18 protein-coding genes are annotated in these 19568 nt (G+C 44.5%); 17 read left to right on the forward strand and 1 reads right to left on the reverse strand.

The window, feature by feature from the left end; all coding sequences use genetic code 11:
• The first annotated feature begins 14 nt into the window (after positions 1–14).
• From rsgA to spoVM, 4 genes are all read left to right on the forward strand, one after another.
• Positions 15–896, forward strand: coding sequence for a ribosome small subunit-dependent GTPase A (gene rsgA, locus FOF60_RS08520; protein WP_192470302.1), 882 nt, complete (start codon positions 15–17; stop codon positions 894–896).
• A gap of 3 nt (positions 897–899) precedes the next feature.
• The gene (gene rpe, locus FOF60_RS08525) at positions 900–1544 is read left to right on the forward strand and encodes a ribulose-phosphate 3-epimerase (RefSeq protein ID WP_192470303.1); all 645 of its coding nucleotides are present in this window, start codon (positions 900–902) and stop codon (positions 1542–1544) included.
• Positions 1545–1634: 90 nt separating this feature from the next.
• On the forward strand, positions 1635–2282 hold the full coding sequence (locus tag FOF60_RS08530) for a thiamine diphosphokinase (RefSeq protein WP_192470304.1): 648 nt from the start codon (positions 1635–1637) through the stop codon (positions 2280–2282).
• A 137-nt stretch (positions 2283–2419) separates the two neighbouring features.
• Positions 2420–2500 carry a stage V sporulation protein SpoVM gene (gene spoVM, locus FOF60_RS08535; RefSeq protein WP_167831967.1) on the forward strand — a complete coding sequence of 27 codons (81 nt, stop codon included), beginning with the start codon at positions 2420–2422 and terminating at the stop codon, positions 2498–2500.
• A gap of 204 nt (positions 2501–2704) precedes the next feature.
• On the opposite strand, the gene rpmB is transcribed toward spoVM, so the two are convergent.
• Positions 2705–2893, reverse strand: a complete 189-nt coding sequence (gene rpmB / locus FOF60_RS08540) for a 50S ribosomal protein L28 (RefSeq protein WP_023614934.1) — start codon at positions 2891–2893, stop codon at positions 2705–2707.
• Positions 2894–3187: 294 nt separating this feature from the next.
• Here rpmB and FOF60_RS08545 point away from each other — a divergent pair, with 294 nt between their 5' ends.
• The 13 genes from FOF60_RS08545 to ffh all read left to right on the forward strand — a co-directional run bounded on the left by FOF60_RS08545 (position 3188) and on the right by ffh (position 19476).
• The gene (locus FOF60_RS08545; RefSeq protein ID WP_041965977.1) at positions 3188–3550 is read left to right on the forward strand and encodes an Asp23/Gls24 family envelope stress response protein; all 363 of its coding nucleotides are present in this window, start codon (positions 3188–3190) and stop codon (positions 3548–3550) included.
• A gap of 15 nt (positions 3551–3565) precedes the next feature.
• Positions 3566–5236: a DAK2 domain-containing protein gene (locus FOF60_RS08550; protein ID WP_192470305.1), complete on the forward strand. Its 1671-nt coding sequence runs from the start codon at positions 3566–3568 to the stop codon at positions 5234–5236.
• 291 nt (positions 5237–5527) lie between these two features.
• A complete protein-coding gene (recG, locus tag FOF60_RS08555) occupies positions 5528–7576 on the forward strand; it encodes an ATP-dependent DNA helicase RecG (RefSeq protein WP_192470392.1) in 2049 nt (682 codons plus the stop codon).
• A gap of 246 nt (positions 7577–7822) precedes the next feature.
• Complete coding sequence (gene fapR / locus FOF60_RS08560) at positions 7823–8392, forward strand: transcription factor FapR (RefSeq protein ID WP_192470306.1); 570 nt, start codon at positions 7823–7825, stop codon at positions 8390–8392.
• A 13-nt stretch (positions 8393–8405) separates the two neighbouring features.
• Positions 8406–9386 (forward strand): phosphate acyltransferase PlsX, encoded by a 981-nt coding sequence (gene plsX, locus FOF60_RS08565; RefSeq protein WP_192470307.1) that lies wholly within the window; start codon positions 8406–8408, stop codon positions 9384–9386.
• A 39-nt stretch (positions 9387–9425) separates the two neighbouring features.
• Positions 9426–10373: an ACP S-malonyltransferase gene (gene fabD, locus FOF60_RS08570; RefSeq protein ID WP_192470308.1), complete on the forward strand. Its 948-nt coding sequence runs from the start codon at positions 9426–9428 to the stop codon at positions 10371–10373.
• Positions 10370–11113, forward strand: coding sequence for a 3-oxoacyl-[acyl-carrier-protein] reductase (gene fabG, locus FOF60_RS08575; protein ID WP_192470309.1), 744 nt, complete (start codon positions 10370–10372; stop codon positions 11111–11113). Before fabD ends, fabG begins: the two co-directional genes overlap by 4 nt.
• Before the next feature lie 392 nt (positions 11114–11505).
• Positions 11506–11739, forward strand: coding sequence for an acyl carrier protein (locus tag FOF60_RS08580; RefSeq protein WP_167831778.1), 234 nt, complete (start codon positions 11506–11508; stop codon positions 11737–11739).
• Positions 11740–12015: 276 nt separating this feature from the next.
• Complete coding sequence (gene rnc, locus FOF60_RS08585; RefSeq protein ID WP_192470310.1) at positions 12016–12795, forward strand: ribonuclease III; 780 nt, start codon at positions 12016–12018, stop codon at positions 12793–12795.
• Positions 12796–13001: 206 nt separating this feature from the next.
• Entirely contained in the window at positions 13002–16568 is a 3567-nt protein-coding gene (gene smc, locus FOF60_RS08590; RefSeq protein ID WP_192470311.1) for a chromosome segregation protein SMC, read from the forward strand.
• Positions 16569–16675: 107 nt separating this feature from the next.
• Complete coding sequence (gene ftsY / locus FOF60_RS08595) at positions 16676–17680, forward strand: signal recognition particle-docking protein FtsY (RefSeq protein ID WP_192470312.1); 1005 nt, start codon at positions 16676–16678, stop codon at positions 17678–17680.
• Between the two features lie 100 nt (positions 17681–17780).
• Positions 17781–18110 (forward strand): putative DNA-binding protein, encoded by a 330-nt coding sequence (locus FOF60_RS08600; protein WP_192470313.1) that lies wholly within the window; start codon positions 17781–17783, stop codon positions 18108–18110.
• A 13-nt stretch (positions 18111–18123) separates the two neighbouring features.
• A complete protein-coding gene (ffh, locus tag FOF60_RS08605) occupies positions 18124–19476 on the forward strand; it encodes a signal recognition particle protein (protein WP_192470314.1) in 1353 nt (450 codons plus the stop codon).
• Positions 19477–19568: the final 92 nt, after the last annotated feature.

A 19568-nucleotide genomic window follows, 5' to 3' on the forward strand; every position in this document is an offset into this window, starting at 1 on the left:
CAGGGAGTGTTGCTATGCCTGAGGGCAAAATTATTAAGGCGCTGAGCGGTTTTTATTATGTTGCCAATGAAGATGGGGTTGTCCAGTGCCGAGGCCGTGGTGTTTTCCGTAAAAACAAGGTTACACCGCTCGTAGGTGACGAGGTCGTTTTCCAGGCTGAGAATGATACGGAAGGCTATATCCTGGAAGTCAAAAACCGGAAGAATGAGCTGGTACGCCCGCCAATCGCGAATGTAGACCAGGCCATCCTCGTTTTTTCAGCTGTGGAACCTGATTTCAGTACAGCTTTGCTAGACAGGTTTTTGGTGCTTGTTGAATACAACCAAATCGAGCCACTCATCTGCATTACGAAAATGGATCTAACCAATGAAGAACAAAAGTCCCGGCTCGAAGAATATGCAGAGGACTATCGTAAGGCAGGCTATGAGGTGATTTTAACATCCTCTGAAACTTCAGAAGGGCTGGAAAAATTGAAACCTCATATTGAGGGCAAGATATCTGTTTTTGCCGGTCAATCCGGAGTGGGAAAATCTTCTCTGCTTAACGCAATCCGACCAGACCTGGAGTTGAAAACTGACGATATATCTTCCCATTTGGGCAGGGGCAAGCATACAACAAGGCATGTTGAACTGATTACCATCAATAATGGGCTTGTTGCTGACACACCTGGTTTTAGTTCGCTGGAATTCACAGATATTGAAGCAGAGGAGCTTAATTCATGCTTTCCGGACATAGCGGAGATCAGTGAGGATTGTAAATTCCGCGGCTGCCTTCATATGGCTGAGCCCAAGTGTGCCGTCAAAGCAGCAGTCGAGTCAGAAGCATTGCCTGAATACAGGTATTCGCATTATAAGGACTTTTTGTTAGAAATCAAAGATAGAAAGCCGAGGTACTGAAATATGGTGAAAATTGCACCTTCCATTTTATCAGCCGACTTTGCCCGCCTGGGGGAAGAAATCAAGGATGTCGAGCGAGGTGGAGCTGATTATATTCATGTGGATGTAATGGATGGACATTTTGTCCCTAATATTACGATTGGTCCATTGATTGTCGAAGCAATCAGACCAGTAACGAAGCTTCCGCTTGATGTCCACCTGATGATCGAAAATCCTGACCAATATATTGAAGCGTTCGCAAAGGCCGGAGCGGATTATATTACGGTCCATGTGGAAGCGAGCAGGCATCTGCACAGGACGATTCAGCTAATTAAATCTACCGGTGTAAAAGCGGGGGTTGTCTTGAACCCGGCAACTCCTGTGGACAGTCTGAAGCATATAATTGAGGATGTCGACTTGGTGCTTCTTATGTCCGTCAATCCGGGTTTCGGCGGCCAAAAATTCATCTCTTCAGTACTTCCTAAAATCAGGCAGGTAAAAGAACTTGCAGAAACATTGAATCTTGAACTTGAAATCGAAGTCGATGGCGGAGTGAACGAAGAGACAGCCAGACTTTGTATTGAAGCTGGAGCGAACGTGCTTGTAGCCGGTTCAGCAGTCTTTAATAAGGAAGACAGAGGAGCTGCTATCGCTAGCCTAAGACCATAAATAAAGCCAGCCGTCACATGCGGCTGGCTTTATTTAGCTTATAGTTTTTCAGTATATACTATTCTTTGAATGGAAAAGGAGTTTGCTTTTATGATAATAAACTTAGTAGCAGGAGGACCGGCAAACCTGATACCAGATTTCCATTTATATGACGAAAGCAATGTCATCTGGGTTGGGATCGATAGAGGTGTATTTTTTTTACTTGGGGCAGGAATCAAGCCATCAACAGCATTCGGGGATTTTGACTCCGTTTCAGAAGCAGAGTTGGCAGAGATTGAGGAAGCTGTTTCAGACCTTAATAAATTTAAACCTGAAAAAGATGAGACAGATATGGAGCTGGCTTTAAACTGGGCACTTGAGCAGGAACCGGAATCCATAAAAGTATTTGGCGCCACTGGAGGAAGGCTGGACCATCTAATGGCAAATATCCAAATGCTGGTCAAGCCCCTTCAGGACGGATCTTCCATCCATATCGAAATAATTGATAAAAATAATATCTTATATATCAAAGGCCCAGGCACCTACACTGTCAGCGAGCTCGATGAATTTAAGTATGTTTCCTTTCTGCCTGTAACACCGGCAGTCTCCGGCATGACGCTAGAAAATTTTAGATACCCATTAAAAGACTGTCATATTCCTATGGGGTCGACACTATGTATTAGTAATGAACTTATTAGAGGTCATGGTACTTTTTCATTTTCTGAAGGCATATTATTAGTTGTAAGAAGCAAGGATTGAAAAGTCTTCTCTGGAGCTCTATTCATGAAATTGAATTCAAGGATTCACATGAAAGGAGCAATTTTTGCATACCAGCGAATATACTGTACGGATGCAGAAAGAAGACTGGTTTTCGAGAGATGGTGAGGAGGGACGGTATGAGATTCTATACAATCAAACTGCCTAAATTTTTAGGGGGCCTCGTACGGGCGATGTTAGGTGCATTTAAAAAGGAATAGAACCGATAAAAAGTGAAGTGAAGAGAGAATATGAAAGCTCTATTGGCACCCTGGAAACGGGGTGCTTTTATTTTGCTGTCAATTGGGAAGAATGAGAATGAGGATGTTTTGTAAGTCACAGAAAAATAAAAAAGGCACCCTCTAGGATGCCGTGCAGTTTCCTGCCGGCTGCTGGAGCCAGGCAGAAGATCTGCGACTTTTTAATTATACGCGTTCAACTTTACCTGATCTTAGAGCTCTTGCAGATACCCAAACACGCTTAGGCTTGCCGTCTACAAGAATACGTACTTTTTGAAGGTTAGCACCCCATGTACGCTTGTTAGCGTTCATTGCGTGAGAGCGTGCGTTCCCAGAACGAGTTGATTTACCAGTTACTACACATTTACGTGGCATATGATTTCCCTCCTAACTGACAAAAGCTGTTACTATTTTTTGCTGCAATTATTTGCATATCGTCAGAACTGCGAATTAAACAGGATAACCTCTTCTCTGACATACTTTAATAATTTATCATAGAAATTTCGCATTTGCAATACTTCTGATGAAAGCTATAAAGAAAAAAACCTTGACATATAGTTGAGATTCTTGCTGAATAATAAAGGGAAGGGCAGAATAACTTTAAAAATTGCTTGGCTTATAGTAAAATAACTGTAGCATAATGCTATTTTTCCAAAGGGGGAACGAATCATGTCCATCGAGCTAAAAACGAAGTACGGACAAATTGATATATCAAATGACGTCATTGCAACGATTGCGGGCGGCGCAGCGGTTGATTGTTATGGTATTGTCGGGATGGCTTCAAAGAACCAGATCAAGGACGGATTGACAGATATTTTGCGCAGGGAGAATTTCACTCGCGGAGTAATCGTTCGCCAGGAAAACGAGGAAGTACATATTGATATGTATATTATTGTGAGCTATGGGACGAAAATTTCCGAGGTTGCCCACAATGTCCAGTCAAAGGTAAAATACACTCTTGATAAAACTGTAGGGCTGGCAGTTGACTCGGTGAATATTTACGTTCAAGGAGTTCGTGTAACGAACCCGTAAGAGGAGGAAAGATTTGTGTCTATTAATGTTCTAGACGGAAAGCGTTTTGCGGAGATGGTGATTCAGGGTGCCAACCATTTGGCGGCGAATGCCAAGTATGTCGATGCACTGAACGTCTTCCCTGTTCCTGATGGTGATACGGGAACGAATATGAATTTATCGATGACTTCCGGTGCCAAGGAAGTAAAGAACAATGTACAGGAACATATCGGGAAGGTTGGTTCTGCACTTGCCAAGGGCTTGCTTATGGGAGCGAGAGGCAACTCTGGGGTTATCCTGTCCCAATTATTCCGCGGTTTTGCAAAAGCAATCGAAAATAAGCCAACTGTGAACTCTGTAGAGTTTGCCGCTGCGTTGAATGCAGGTGTTGAAACAGCTTATAAAGCTGTCATGAAACCTGTGGAAGGCACAATTTTAACAGTAGCAAAGGATGCTGCAAGGCATGCTGTAGCTATTGCCAAGAATCATGAAAGCCTTATTGGCTTAATGGAAGAAGTGCTGAAAGAAGCGAAGGCATCATTAAACCGCACACCTGATTTGCTTCCCGTTCTAAAGGAAGTAGGAGTAGTAGATAGTGGCGGACAGGGTCTTGTGTTCGTTTATGAAGGCTTCCTTGCAGAATTGAAGGGTGAAAAGCTTCCTGATTCCCCATCTGCGATGCCGAATATGAATGAGCTTGTCAGCGCTGAGCATCATAAGAGCGTCCAGAGCCACATGAACACTGAAGATATTGAATTCGGCTATTGTACTGAATTCATGGTTAGGCTTGAAGGAAAAGAAGCATTTTCTGAGGAAAACTTCCGCCAGGACTTGAGTCATTATGGAGATTCACTTCTGGTAATTTCCGATGACGAAGTAGTAAAGGTACATATCCACTCAGAACAGCCCGGCGAGGTTTTGACGTATGGACAAAGATACGGAAACCTTATCAATATGAAGATTGAAAATATGCGCCAGCAGCACACGGATATTGTCGGCGAATCATCTACCCCACTTCGAACTCAGGCTGCTGAGCCTAAGAAGGAAAAACGGGAGTACGGAATCGTCGCTGTCTCAATGGGTTCCGGAATCGCTGAGCTTTTCCGCAGCATTGGTGCCAACGCGGTGATTGAAGGCGGCCAGACAATGAATCCAAGTACAGAGGATATCATTAAGGCGATTAAAGAAGTGAATGCGCGCAAGGTCATCATCCTGCCGAACAATAAGAACATCATCATGGCCGCTGAGCAGGCTGCTGAGGTAGCCGAGGAAGAAGTGGTAGTCATTCCTTCGAAAACTGTTCCCCAGGGAATGACAGCATTGCTATCATTTAACCCATCAGCTGAACCTGGTGACAACAAAGAAGCAATGACTGAGGCAATGCAGCATGTGAAAACGGGCCAGCTGACATATGCTGTCCGCGATACGAGTATAGACGGTCTTGAAATTTCAACAGGAGATTTCATGGGCATCGCCGATGGAAAAATCGTCCTGAAGGACCAGGACAAAGTCAAGGCAGCCAAGGACCTATTGGAACAGATGCTTGATGAAGACTCAGAAATCCTGACAATCTTAAAGGGTGAAGATGCTTCCGAGGAAGATGTCGATTCAATCGTCGAGTTTGTTGAAAGCAATTACGGCGATGTGGAAGTAGAAGTCCACAATGGTGAACAGCCATTATACGCCTTCATCTTCGCGATCGAATAAATTCATCCAGAATTGGAGATTCTTCCGCTGGACAAATAAAATTGTAATATGGTACTAAGAAATAGAAGGGGACACCCTTCTATTTCGTTTTGTATATAAAGAGTTTTTAATCGTTGATTGCACGATTTTATGTGAAAAGATAAACGTAACAGCTTCTGCTTTGCCCGAAAAAGGGCCGTGCAGTGAAGACGGTAAAAACAAAACTCCAGAAACAGCGTGAGGAGGGGGGAGCGGCAGCACCGATTGGCCGTAAGCTGGAGGCCAGAATTTTCGGTATACCGCTTGATAATCTTGAATGAACAATTAAAACAACCAGTAACAGCAGTTAAAGGGATCGGCAATGAAATGGCGGAGACTCTGGCAGATATGCAGATCAGGACTGTCGGTGACTTGCTTGAATACTTCCCGTACCGTTACGAGGATTATCGCCTGAAGGACCTGGCGGAAGTAAAGCATGACGAGAGAGTCACGGTGGAAGGGACGGTTCACAGTGAGCCTTCTGTTGTATATTATGGCCGTAAAAAGAACCGGCTGACAGTGAGGCTGCTTGTTGGCCGTTATTTAATCATCGCTACATTCTTTAATCAGCCATATCTAAAACAAAAAATAACTGTCGGGGAAACCATCTCTGTTACCGGGAAATGGGATCAGCACAGGCAGACGATCACCGCTACTCAAATGTCGTTGGGCGAGCATGGAAAGAGCCAGGATTTTGAACCTGTTTATGCTGTAAAAGGAAAAATGACCGTAAAAACAATCAGAAGGCTGATCAAGCAGGCATTTTCTCAGTTCGGACATGAAATCGGAGAAATTTTGCCAGCGGAACTTCTTCAGAAATACAAACTGCTTAATCGCAGGGATGCGCTGAGAATCATGCATCTCCCGTCAGATTCAGAGGAGATGAAGCAGGCGAGAAGGAGATTTGTATACGAGGAGTTTCTTTTATTCCAGCTTAAGATGCAGTCATTGAGAAAACTTGAACGGGAACAGAGTCCTGGAATTGCGATTTCATATGAATTGGACAAGCTGAAAACTTTCATTTCGGGATTGCCTTTCCCGCTTACGGGAGCACAGAAACGAGTGGTAAATGAAATCCTTGGGGACATGAAGTCGCCTTACCGCATGAATCGTCTTCTTCAGGGGGATGTAGGATCGGGTAAAACAGTTGTTGCAGCGATCGCCCTCTATTCGGCAAAGACAGCCGGCTATCAAGGTGCATTAATGGTCCCTACGGAAATCCTGGCCGAACAGCACTCGCAATCATTGACACAGCTGCTCAAGCCATTCGGGATAACGGTGGCTCTCCTGACAAGCTCTGTCAAAGGGAAGCGCAGAAAAGAGATGCTTGAACAGCTGAAGCTTGGTGAAATTGACGTGCTGATTGGAACACATGCTTTGATCCAGGATGAAGTGGATTTTCAAAACCTGGGACTTGTTATTACGGATGAACAGCACCGTTTTGGCGTGGAACAAAGACGGGTACTTAGGGAAAAAGGGGAAAATCCTGATGTACTGTTCATGACCGCGACTCCAATACCAAGAACTCTTGCCATTACCGTATTTGGTGAAATGGATGTCTCTGTTATTGATGAAATGCCAGCTGGACGTAAAACGATCGAAACATATTGGGCCAAACATGAAATGCTTGAGCGAGTTCTTGCCTTTATGGAAAAAGAGCTTTCGAAAGGAAGACAGGCCTATGTGATTTGTCCTCTTATCGAGGAGTCGGATAAGCTGGACGTGCAGAACGCAATCGATGTGCACAGCACATTGAGCTTCTATTTTAAAGACCGTTACAAGGTCGGACTTATGCATGGACGCCTCCATTCCGATGAGAAAGACCAGGTCATGAAAGCATTCAGTGATAACGAGGTGCAAGTTCTCGTTTCGACCACTGTGGTAGAGGTTGGAGTCAATGTCCCGAATGCGACGGTCATGCTGATTTATGACGCTGAGCGATTTGGATTGGCACAGCTTCACCAATTAAGAGGCAGGGTTGGCCGCGGAAGCGATCAATCGTACTGCATTTTGCTTGCCGACCCTAAAAGTGAAGTCGGCAAAGAGCGAATGAAAATAATGTCCGAAACGAATGATGGGTTTGTTCTCAGTGAAAAAGATTTAGAGCTGAGGGGCCCAGGTGACTTCTTTGGGAAAAAACAAAGCGGCCTGCCTGAATTCAAGGTAGCTGATATGGTCCATGATTACCGTGCGCTGGAAACCGCTAGGAATGATGCGGCGCTGCTAGTCCAATCAGAAGCTTTCTGGCAAAGCGGGAAATATAGATTATTACGAGAGTATCTAGAGGAAACAGGTGCTCTTGCCAATGAGAAACTGGATTGACCTGATTGAATCTATTAACGATTAAAAGATTCATAGTATGGACGAAAGCAGATTCAGTTGTGAGTCTGCTTTTGTTATGCACCGGGGTAAAGCCATGCAAGTCACAAGATTTACCGATACTCTGACAACGATGATTGGTGCTGATCCAGTCCCCGGCGCATTTCATTTTTCTTCTTGCAATCTTTTTTTATTATATATATACTACTATTAGTACCTAGTCTTAATAGCTCGGGCGGTGTTTAGTAAATGAAACGCAACAAAAGAGAACGTCAGTCTATGTTGACTGAGACGATTAAAGAAAATCCCTTCATAACGGATGAGGAGCTGGCCGAAAAATTTTCCGTCAGCATCCAGACAATAAGACTGGACAGACTGGAATTATCAATTCCTGAACTAAGGGAAAGAATTAAGAACGTGGCCGAAAAACGATTCGAAGATGAAGTCCGTTCCTTGCCGCTGGAAGAAGTAATTGGTGAAATCATTGATATTGAACTTGACCATAGTGCAATATCAATTCTGGATATAAAGAGAGAACATGTATTTAAACGAAATAAAATCGCCAGGGGGCACCATTTGTTTGCCCAGGCTAACTCGCTGGCCGTTGCCGTTATAAATGATCAGCTTGCATTGACAGCTAAAGCTAATATCCAATTCACAAGATCGGTAAAAGAAGGTGAACGGGTAATCGCCAAAGCGAGAGTCAAAAAGATTGATAACGATCATGGCCGTACTCTTGTAGAAGTGATTAGTTTTGTGAACAGTGAAAGTGTTTTTAAAGGCGAGTTTGAAATGTACCGGTCAAAAAATGAAAAGTAAGGGATGAAAAGCGATGAGGCTAGCAGTAGATGCGATGGGCGGAGACAATGCACCAAGAGAAATCGTCCTCGGAGCAATGAAAGCAATTGAAAAATATAATGACATACATATAGTGTTAGTTGGCGACGAGAATAAGATCCGGGAGCACCTCACAAATGAAGAGAGAATCGAAATCCTTCATACAGAAGAAGTGATCCTTGGTACAGATGAACCTGTCAGGGCAGTGCGCCGCAAAAAAACTGCTTCAATGGTTCTTGCAGCCCAGCAAGTTGCTGATGGAAATGCAGATGCCTGTATTTCTGCCGGCAATACAGGAGCTTTGATGGCTGCTGGATTGTTTGTGGTAGGAAGAATAGATGGTATTGAAAGACCGGCCCTGGCACCGACTCTTCCTACAATTGGAGGAGAAGGCTTCCTGCTTCTCGATGTCGGAGCCAATGCTGATGCAAAACCTGAACACCTTGTCCAATATGCGATAATGGGTTCGATTTACAGCGAGAAGGCAAGAGGAATCACAAATCCTCGTGTGGGCTTGTTGAATATTGGGACAGAGGAGAAGAAAGGCAACGAGCTCGTAAGAAACACATATGAATTATTGAAGGAAGCAGATATCAACTTCATTGGCAACGTTGAATCAAGGGACTTGCTTGAGGGAGCTGCGGATGTTGTAGTCGCAGATGGTTTTACCGGAAATATGGTTCTGAAAACCATTGAAGGTACAGCAATGTCGGTGTTTAAAATGCTAAAAACAGCTTTGACTTCCAATTTCAAAAGCAAGATGGCTGCTGCTGTTCTGAAGCCGGACCTGACCGTACTCAAAAATAAGATGGATTACACGGAATATGGCGGTGCTGGTCTTTTCGGTCTTAAAGCTCCTGTCATCAAAGCTCATGGATCATCTGATGCAAATGCGGTGTTCAATTCGATCCGGCAGGCGAGGGAAATGGTAGAAAAGGATGTTTCCGGTACTATCAAAACTGCCATCGAAAAGTGAGTAATGAATAAAAAATAACGAGTTAAAGGGGAATCTTTCATGGGGAAAATCGCGTTTTTGTTCCCGGGACAGGGATCGCAGACAGTAGGGATGGGACAGGCCCTCGCGAATTCAGAGCAATCAGTCTCAGAAACTTTCAAAAAAGCGGACGAGGTCCTGGGTGAAAGCTTAAGCACACTGATTTTTGAGGGTCCTCAAGAGAAGCTTACGCTTACGACAAATGCCCAGCCTGCGCTTTTGACAACCAGTATTGCTATATTGAATTATTTCAGCCAGTTCGGGATCAAGCCTGATTTTACTGCCGGCCATAGTCTGGGTGAATATTCTGCCCTGGTTGCTTCGGAAGCTATTACTTTTGAAGACGCAGTGTATGCAGTCCGCAAACGTGGAGAGCTCATGGAAGAGGCTGTACCGAATGGAGAAGGAACAATGGCCGCAGTTCTCGGCATGGATCGTCAGAAGCTCATGGATGTGACCGAAACTGTTTCAGCTGGCGGTAATCCTGTTCAGCTGGCCAACTTGAATTGTCCGGGACAAATCGTCATTTCTGGTTCTAGAGCTGGAGTAGAAGAAGCTTCTGTGAAAGCAAAGGAAGCTGGTGCCAAACGGGTTATTCCGCTCGATGTCAGCGGTCCGTTCCATTCCTCGCTGATGAAGCCGGCTGCTGAAAGATTTGAAGCTATACTGGGAAACATTACAGTAAAGGATGCGGCTGTTCCGGTGATTGGAAATGTAACGGCCGAACCGATGACAGAAGCTTCGGAATTCAAAAAAAGATTAGTTGAACAGCTTTATTCTCCGGTACTATGGGAGGATTCAGTCGCGAAAATGCTGGAACTTGGTGTCGATACCTTTATAGAAATTGGGCCGGGAAAGGTTCTGTCTGGTCTTGTAAAGAAAGTGGATCGCTCAGCAAAGACATTCGCAATAAATGATGCAGAAACTTGTGCAGCAGCAGTTGCTGCTCTTAAGGAGGAGAAGGAATGAGACTGGAAGGTAAGGTAGCGCTGGTAACCGGAGCCTCTCGCGGAATTGGGCGTGAAATCGCTTTGGAACTTGCCAGGGAAGGTGCATCAGTCGCAGTCAATTATGCAGGGAGCGAAGCAAAAGCCCTGGAAGTTGTTGATGAAATCAAGGCAATGGGACAAGATGCTTTTGCCATTCAGGCAGATGTTTCCAACTCCGAATCAGTAAATGATATGGTTAAAGAAACGATTGAGCGTTTCGGCAAGCTGGACATACTTGTTAACAATGCGGGTATAACGAAAGACAATCTGTTGATGAGGATGAAAGAATCTGAATGGGATGATGTAATCAACATCAACCTAAAAGGTGTCTTTCTTTGTACAAAAGCAGTTACAAGACAAATGATGAAGCAAAGAAGCGGGAGAATCATCAATATCTCTTCCATTGTAGGTGTCAGCGGTAATCCAGGGCAGGCTAACTATGTTGCGGCCAAATCCGGAGTGATTGGGCTGACTAAAACGACGGCGAAGGAGCTATCATCCAGAGGAATCACAGTGAACGCTGTGGCACCGGGATTTATCACGACAGACATGACGGATAAGCTAAACGAGGATGTAAAAACAGAAATGCTCAAACAGATACCGCTGGCACGGTTCGGTGAGCCGAAAGATATTGCAAGAACCGTCGTCTTCCTGGCATCCGAAGACAGCGCGTATATGACAGGCCAAACCCTGCACATAGATGGCGGCATGGTGATGTAGATTTTTTTATTGCTTTTGTGAAAGGGCTAAAACAATGAGATCACAAGGGTGTTGATTCTAAAGTATCGGGCTCTGTTATAATCAACTTTCAATTTATAAAACCTGTTGATTGTAGTGGAAGGCGCGAAGACTCCTCCGAAGTGCTAACGCATTTTCATCGTGCGTGGGAGGATTCAAGGTAGCAAATTCAATGTCCTGCGGGATTAGCAAGTCATCGGGAGACCCCGCAGGCGTGTTAACGCCGAGGAGGCTCCCGGACTGCCCGCGGAAAGCGAAGCGCCTGGAACGAAGATCAACAGACTAGTTTAATAGCCCTAATATTAAAAAGTTATTACAGCCATTTATTAATTAAATAAAATCAACTATAATGGCTTGAGGGGAGGTGAACAAGCATGGCAGACGTTTTAGAACGCGTAACAAAAATTATTGTTGACCGTTTGGGAGTAGATGAATCTCAAGTAACTTTAGAAGCATCTTTTAAAGATGATCTTGGTGCTGATTCCCTTGATGTTGTTGAATTGGTAATGGAACTAGAAGATGAGTTCGACATGGAAATTTCTGATGATGATGCTGAAAAAATCGGTACAGTTGGTGACGCTGTTAACTACATAAATAGCCAAAAGTAATTGTTCGATTTACTGAGAAGCTCCGTTTTTATAAACGGGGCTTTCTTCTGTAAAAAAGCTCGTATTTACTCTTCAACAGGACTTATAATCACAATTGACCCTTTACACAGTAAACTTAAAAAGTAATCTGCTGGAATTAGCCAAGTTTTTTTGCTTTATTGGCGTTATTTTTTGTAAACTGTTAGTAGTCTGTATTGTTTTGCATATGGCACAATAAATGAAATCTGCAAAAACATTCAATAACAGCTTTAAATTATGAGCAAGGTGGAATAAATCATGCGCAACAATGGAAGAGAAAGAGACAAAAAGAATATCCGCGCAAAGGAGCAGAAATTCAAAGTATTCCAGGACAAAATTGGTATTCATTTTGATAGTGATAAGCTTTTAAAACAGGCATTTACACATTCATCCTATGTGAATGAGCATCGCAGAAAGCCTCATGAAGATAATGAGAGGCTTGAGTTTCTTGGTGACGCTGTTTTGGAACTGACTGTTTCTCAATTCTTATATAAGAAGTATCCGATGATGAGCGAGGGAGAGCTTACTAAGCTGCGCGCTGCTGTAGTTTGTGAGCCATCACTTGTGGCCTTTGCGAATGAGCTTTCCTTTGGTGAACTTGTTTTGCTTGGCAAGGGAGAAGAAATGACAGGTGGAAGAACAAGGCCTGCCCTTTTGGCAGATGTATTCGAGGCTTTCATCGGTGCCTTATACCTGGATAAAGGAATTGAAACAGTCACTACATTCCTAGAAGAAATTGTGTTTCCAAAAATCAATGCCGGTGCTTTTTCTCATGTGATGGATTTTAAAAGCCAGCTTCAGGAACTCGTACAGCGGGATGGTGTCGGCACGCTTGAATACCGGATTATGAAGGAGATAGGTCCTGCGCACAGCAGGGAATTCGAATCACGTGTCTATCTTAACGGGCAAGAATTGGGGACAGGAACAGGGCGCTCGAAGAAGGAAGCAGAGCAGCATGCTGCCCAGATGGCTCTTGAAAAATTGAAGTCCCATATGGAAGCGAATATGGAAACGGACGATAAAACGGGCGATAAATAGAACGGTTTTTTAATAGAGGTTAAGTCCGATGATCCAAAACTGTCTAGCTCTAGCGCCTAGCCCCTCGAGTCGCTTCGGTCCGCCCAATGAAGTCAAAGAACGACTTCACTGGTCGGCCCTCCAGCGCTTGTCAGGGCTGGACAAGGCGCTTGCGCTTTTCGAATGTCATCTTAGAGAATTAGTTTAACTGGAAAGGGAGAGCCATATTGTTTTTAAAACGATTAGATGTGGTTGGATTTAAATCGTTTGCCGAGAGGATTTCAGTAGAATTCGTTCCAGGTGTGACTGCTGTCGTAGGGCCTAATGGAAGCGGGAAAAGTAATATTACTGATTCTATCCGCTGGGTTCTTGGGGAACAATCAGCCAAGTCGCTCCGCGGTGCAAAAATGGAAGATATCATCTTTGCCGGGAGTGATTCGCGCAAGCCGCTGAATTTTGCAGAAGTAACATTAACCCTCGATAACGAAGATCAATCCTTGCCGCTTGATTACAATGAAGTGAGCGTAACCCGTCGTGTCTACCGTTCAGGTGACAGTGAATATTTAATCAACAAACAGAATTGCCGACTCAAGGATATTGTTGATTTATTCATGGATTCGGGCCTCGGCCGCGAAGCTTTCTCGATTATCAGCCAGGGCAGGGTTGAGGAAATACTCAACAGCAAACCTGAGGACCGCAGGACGATATTTGAGGAAGCTGCGGGTGTTCTTAAATATAAATCTCGTAAGAAAAAAGCGGAAAGCAAGCTTTTTGAAACGCAGGAGAATTTAAATCGGGTAACGGACATCATCCATGAATTAGAAGGTCAGGTAGAGCCGCTGAAAATCCAGGCTTCAATCGCAAAGGATTATCTGCAGCAAAAAGAAGAATTAGAACAAATAGAAGTTGCGCTGACTGCTTTTGAGATTGAAGATCTCCATGGCCGATGGGAGCAGCTGTCTAGGCAGCTTGAACAGCATAAAGAAGATGAAATCAAACAATCTGCCGTCCTTCAGAAAAAAGAAGCGGAAATAGAAAAAATGAGGGACCAGCTAGCCGCACTGGATGAATCGGTCAGCGATTTGCAGAACGTGCTCTTGCATGCCAGCGAGGAGCTTGAAAAGCTGGAAGGCAGAAGAGAGGTTCTCAAGGAACGGAAAAAGAATGCTTCGCAAAACAAAGGGCAGCTCGAAAAGAATATTGAGGAGCTGACCTCTTCTGTTGTACTGCTGGAAAACCAGAAGGCTGAGTATGAGCAATCTGTTTCAGTATTAGCGGCAGAAGCTTCTGCACTCCAGAAAGAGCTTCAGCAGAAGCAGGAGCAGTTAAAGCTTTACAGCGAAGATGTTGAACATAAAATCGATTCAATAAAAAGTGACTACATCGAGGTGCTGAACGAACAGGCCGGGGCCAAAAATGAGAAGATTTATATTGAACAGCAGCTGCAGCAGCAAGCAGCCAAAGGTTCGAGGCTGGACAATGACAATGACCGCTTTGTCTCAATTCGTGATGAAATCAATGAGAGAAAAGCAGAAATAGAGAAAAAGGTCGCCTCTTCACAGCAGGAGTTGGAGGAGCAGGCTAGAATCTTTTTTGAAGAGCAGAAGAAGCTTGAATCTTTAAGGAATAATTACGAGAGGCAAGAGAAAACACTGTATCAGGCATATCAGTTCCTGCAGCAAGCTAAATCAAAAAAAGAAATGCTTGAAGAAATGGAGGAGGATTACTCGGGCTTTTTCCAAGGCGTAAAGGAAGTGCTGAAGGCCAGGGATACTCGTCTTCACGGTATAGAAGGTGCGATTGCTGAATTAATCCATGTTCCTAAACAATACGAAACGGCGATTGAAACAGCTCTTGGCGGCGCGATGCAGCATATTGTTGTCCAGAATGAAGAAAATGCGCGAGCTGCAATACAGTTCCTGAAGCAAAAATCATTCGGCAGGGCAACATTCCTCCCGCTAAGCATCATCAAAGGGAAATATCTGGCTTCTTCACAGCTCGCACTTCTTGCGGATAACAGTGCGTATATCGGCACTGCTGCCGATTTGATTCAGTTTGATCAAAAGTATGCTGAAGTCGTAAAAAACTTACTGGGCAATGTAGTGATTGCCAGGGATTTAAAGGGCGCCAATGAAATTGCCAAAATGCTGCAATACCGCAGCCGAATCGTCACACTTGATGGTGATGTGGTGAACCCCGGTGGGTCGATGACTGGGGGAGCAGTAAAACAGAAATCGAGTTCATTGCTCAGCCGTAAGGGCGAATTAGAAGATTTAACGAATAAGCTAGCCGACATGGAAGAAAAGACTAGCTTGCTTGAATCGAAAGTGAAATCATTGAAGGCTGAAACGCAAAACAGTGAAATAAGGCTGGAGGAACTGCGGAAAGCAGGGGAAGAGCTTCGCTTTAAGCAGCAGAGTTTGAAGGGTGACCTGCGGGAAGTGGAGCTGGAACAGAAAAATATCAATGAACGTTTATCGGTATACGATTCTGAAAAGACCCAGCTCGACTCGGACAAGGAAAAGCTAGAATCCAGATTGATTGAACTCGATGGTTTATTGGCTAAGTTCCATCAGGATCTTGTTCAATTTGATAAAGAAATAGAACGCCTGACGAAGCTGAAGAACTCTAACTCTTCTTCCAAGGATTCGCTGGTTTCTGAAATCAGTGATTTAAAGATCAACCTGGCATCGAAGAAAGAACAACACTCCCATGTGAAGGAAAAGCTGGATTCTGCAGTTATACAGTCTGAAGAGCAATCTAGAAAATTGGATATTCTGAAAGAAGATCTATCTCTTCTGTCCTCTGAAATGACCGATAGTTCATCCGGTGAAACCCAACTGGAAGAAGCTGCAAAAAGAAAGCTGCAGGACAAAAATGAAACGCTTAAGCTGATTTCTTCACGCAGGAATGAGCGTCTTGAGCTTCAAAATAAGCTTGAGGACCAGGAGTTGGAATCAAAGGAACTAAGGAGACTTCTGAAGGGCATCAACGAAGTGCTCAAGGATGAGGAAGTGAAGCTGAACAGGCTGGATGTTGAACTGGATAATAAGCTTGCTCATCTTAGAGAGGAATATCTTCTTTCATATGAAGCGGCGAAGGAACAATATCCGCTGACAATCCCGGCCGATGAGGCAAGGAGAAAAGTAAAGCTGATCAAAATGGCGATTGAGGAACTGGGAACGGTGAACCTTGGGGCAATTGAAGAATACGACCGTGTCTCAGAGCGTTATGAATTCCTGCTGGAGCAGAAGAATGATCTCCAGGAAGCAAAGGATACATTATTCCTGGTCATCGACGAAATGGACCATGAAATGAAAAAGCGCTTTGAACAGACCTTCACTGCGATCCGCTCACACTTCGAGTCTGTGTTCCAGGCTTTATTCGGAGGCGGCCGAGCGGACCTGCGGCTGACACAGCCAGATGACCTGCTGAACACCGGGGTTGAAATAGTTGCCCAGCCACCAGGAAAGAAGCTGCAAAACCTAGGGTTATTATCTGGCGGTGAGCGGGCGTTGACCGCGATTGCCCTGCTGTTCTCCATTTTGAAGGTTCGTCCTGTACCATTCTGTATCCTGGATGAAGTGGAAGCTGCATTGGATGAAGCCAATGTATACCGTTTTGCTCAATATCTGAAGAAATACCGTGAAGAAACTCAATTTATCGTCATTACTCACCGTAAAGGTACTATGGAGGAAGCGGACGTCCTTTATGGTGTAACCATGCAGGAGTCAGGAGTCTCCAAGCTGGTATCCGTACGGCTTGAAGATTCGAAAGAACTTGTGAAAAATTAAAAGTGCAAACACCTTGTTCCGGCCTGGAGATGTAGAGGCTGGACCTGAGTCAATTCTCGCAGAGGTGCAGGGTTAAAATTGAAATAAAGCAGGAAGGCGTTGGAACCATGAGTTTTTTTAAGAAACTAAAAGAAAAGTTTACGACACAAACTGAAAGTGTCACAGAGAAATTCAAAGATGGTTTGACGAAAACAAGGGATAACTTCTCCAATAAAGTGAATGACCTTGTATCGCGCTATCGTAAAGTAGATGAAGAATTTTTCGAAGAGCTGGAAGAAATTTTGATCCAGGCTGATGTTGGCTTCGAAACGGTAATGGAATTGATCGAAGAGCTGAAAAAGGAGGTCAAGCGCCGCAACATCCAGGACACAAAAGATGTTCAGGCTGTCATCTCCGAGAAGCTCGTTGATATCTATGAGGCCGGATCTGATGATGACTCTTTCCAGCTGAACATCCAGGAAGACGAGTTGACGGTCATTTTGTTTGTAGGAGTCAATGGTGTCGGTAAAACAACTACCATCGGTAAATTGGCCCATAAGTTCAAGTCTGAAGGAAAAAATGTCCTGCTTGCCGCTGGTGATACATTCCGTGCAGGTGCAATCGAGCAGCTTGAAGTTTGGGGAGAGCGCGTTGGTGTCGATGTGATCAAGCAGGCTGAAGGATCCGATCCGGCAGCTGTCATGTATGATGCCGTCCAATCGGCGAAGTCGAGAAAAGCGGATATCCTGATTTGTGATACTGCCGGCAGATTGCAAAATAAGGTAAACCTGATGAAAGAACTTGAAAAGGTAAAGCGTGTCATTGAACGCGAGGTGCCGGGAGCTCCTCATGAGGTATTGCTAGTGCTTGATGCAACTACTGGCCAGAACGCTTTGATCCAGGCTAAGACCTTTAAAGAAGCGACTGACGTAAGCGGAATCGTTCTTACTAAGCTAGATGGAACAGCAAAGGGCGGTATTGTTCTTGCCATCCGCAATGAGCTGAACATTCCGGTTAAATTTGTGGGTCTTGGTGAAAAAATGGATGACCTGCAGGAATTTGATGCTGAAAGGTATGTTTATGGCCTTTTTGCAGACATGGTCGATAAAGAGGAAACAGCAGAGGAATCTTGATATACCAACAAATTGCTGTAAAGAACTTTTCTTGACAGGGAAGATGATCGTGTGTAAACTCTTAATGTAAAGGTATTTCACTTAACATGGGGGAATCGAAATGCTTGAGAAAACGAACCGCATGAACTATTTGTATGACTTTTATCAGGCATTGCTTACTCCAAAACAAAGCAGTTATATGGCTCTGTACTATCTTGATGACTATTCGCTCGGGGAGATTGCTGAAGAGTATGATGTTAGCCGGCAGGCTGTATACGACAACATCAAACGCACAGAAGCGATGCTCGAGGAGTATGAAGAAAAGTTGTTGTTGTTCGAGAAATTCCAGAAAAGAAGTGAGCTTATTTCAAAATTGAAAGAGCATTTTGGGGATGGAGAGAACGACCGCGATTTGCATGAAATGATAGCCGAGCTTGAGAAATTAGACTAGGGAGGCGCATGATATGGCATTTGAAGGATTGGCCGACCGACTGCAAAATACGATGCAAAAGATCCGCGGAAAAGGCAAGGTTTCGGAAGCGGATGTAAAAGAAATGATGCGAGAGGTCCGTCTGGCGCTTCTAGAGGCTGACGTTAACTTTAAAGTTGTTAAAGACTTCGTCAAGAAAGTCACTGAAAGAGCAGTTGGCCAGGAGGTTGTCAAAAGCCTGACACCAGGCCAGCAGGTCATTAAGGTTGTTAAAGAAGAACTTACCGAGCTGATGGGCGGAGAGCAAAGCAAAATCGCTGCCGCAAATCGTCCTCCGACTGTCATCATGATGGTCGGTCTTCAAGGTGCTGGTAAAACGACAACCACCGGTAAGCTTGCAAATCTCCTTCGTAAAAAATACAATCGAAAACCTTTGCTTGTGGCGGCGGATATCTATCGTCCAGCTGCCATCAAGCAGCTCGAGACGCTCGGCAAGCAATTGAGCATGCCGGTATTCTCGCTGGGAGACCAGGTCAGCCCTGTTGAAATTGCTAAACAGGCGATTGCCAAGGCGAAGGAAGACCATAATGACTATGTCCTGATCGATACTGCCGGTCGTCTTCATGTGGATGAAAACCTGATGGACGAGCTGAAGCAGATCAAAGAGCTTTCCAAACCAGACGAGATTTTCCTTGTTGTCGACGCGATGACAGGACAGGATGCCGTGAATGTCGCGCAAAGCTTCAATGAACAGCTTGGCTTGACTGGTGTCGTCCTGACAAAGCTTGACGGTGATACACGAGGCGGTGCTGCGCTGTCCATTCGCGCTGTTACCAATACGCCGATTAAATTCGTCGGTCTTGGTGAAAAGCTCGATGCCCTGGAAGCATTCCACCCTGAAAGGATGGCGTCCAGGATTCTTGGTATGGGTGATGTTCTTACCCTGATCGAGAAGGCACAGGCAAACGTCGATGAAGAGAAAGCGAAAGAGCTTGAGAAGAAAATGCGTACAGCATCATTTACCCTTGATGACTTCCTGGACCAGCTTGGCCAGGTGAGGAAGATGGGGCCACTGGATGAAATCCTGAAAATGATGCCTGGTGCTAATAAAATCAAAGGCATGAACAATCTTCAAATCGATGAAAAGCAAATCTCGCATGTTGAGGCGATCATCCAGTCGATGACAGCCCATGAAAAAACTCATCCTGAAGTCATCAACGCCAACAGGCGGAAACGGATTGCGAAGGGAAGCGGAACGTCCATCCAGGAAGTGAACCGCCTGCTCAAGCAATTCGAGGACATGAAAAAGATGATGAAACAGATGACGAACATGCAGCAAAAAGGCAAGAAAAAGGGCGGCTTCAAGATGCCATTCAACCCGTTTTAACTTGTAAATTCAGGTATTTGCAGTCTGTAAAGAAAAAACACTTTACAAGCTGTTTTCTATTTGGTATTATTCTATCTTGTGTGAAACTATTC

It is taken from the genome of Mesobacillus jeotgali (assembly GCF_014856545.2).
GTDB lineage: Bacteria > Bacillota > Bacilli > Bacillales > Cytobacillaceae > Mesobacillus.

What these genes read in the sequence shown, in the direction of transcription:
- rsgA (WP_192470302.1), top strand. Translation starts at nt 15, where the DNA reads ATGCCTGAGGGCAAAATTATTAAGGCGCTGAGCGGTTTTTATTATGTT.
- rpe (WP_192470303.1), top strand. Translation starts at nt 900, where the DNA reads ATGGTGAAAATTGCACCTTCCATTTTATCAGCCGACTTTGCCCGCCTG.
- FOF60_RS08530 (WP_192470304.1), top strand. Translation starts at nt 1,635, where the DNA reads ATGATAATAAACTTAGTAGCAGGAGGACCGGCAAACCTGATACCAGAT.
- spoVM (WP_167831967.1), top strand. Translation starts at nt 2,420, where the DNA reads ATGAGATTCTATACAATCAAACTGCCTAAATTTTTAGGGGGCCTCGTA.
- rpmB (WP_023614934.1), bottom strand. Translation starts at nt 2,893, where the DNA reads ATGCCACGTAAATGTGTAGTAACTGGTAAATCAACTCGTTCTGGGAAC.
- FOF60_RS08545 (WP_041965977.1), top strand. Translation starts at nt 3,188, where the DNA reads ATGTCCATCGAGCTAAAAACGAAGTACGGACAAATTGATATATCAAAT.
- fapR (WP_192470306.1), top strand. Translation starts at nt 7,823, where the DNA reads ATGAAACGCAACAAAAGAGAACGTCAGTCTATGTTGACTGAGACGATT.
- plsX (WP_192470307.1), top strand. Translation starts at nt 8,406, where the DNA reads ATGAGGCTAGCAGTAGATGCGATGGGCGGAGACAATGCACCAAGAGAA.
- fabD (WP_192470308.1), top strand. Translation starts at nt 9,426, where the DNA reads ATGGGGAAAATCGCGTTTTTGTTCCCGGGACAGGGATCGCAGACAGTA.
- fabG (WP_192470309.1), top strand. Translation starts at nt 10,370, where the DNA reads ATGAGACTGGAAGGTAAGGTAGCGCTGGTAACCGGAGCCTCTCGCGGA.
- FOF60_RS08580 (WP_167831778.1), top strand. Translation starts at nt 11,506, where the DNA reads ATGGCAGACGTTTTAGAACGCGTAACAAAAATTATTGTTGACCGTTTG.
- rnc (WP_192470310.1), top strand. Translation starts at nt 12,016, where the DNA reads ATGCGCAACAATGGAAGAGAAAGAGACAAAAAGAATATCCGCGCAAAG.
- ftsY (WP_192470312.1), top strand. Translation starts at nt 16,676, where the DNA reads ATGAGTTTTTTTAAGAAACTAAAAGAAAAGTTTACGACACAAACTGAA.
- FOF60_RS08600 (WP_192470313.1), top strand. Translation starts at nt 17,781, where the DNA reads ATGCTTGAGAAAACGAACCGCATGAACTATTTGTATGACTTTTATCAG.
- ffh (WP_192470314.1), top strand. Translation starts at nt 18,124, where the DNA reads ATGGCATTTGAAGGATTGGCCGACCGACTGCAAAATACGATGCAAAAG.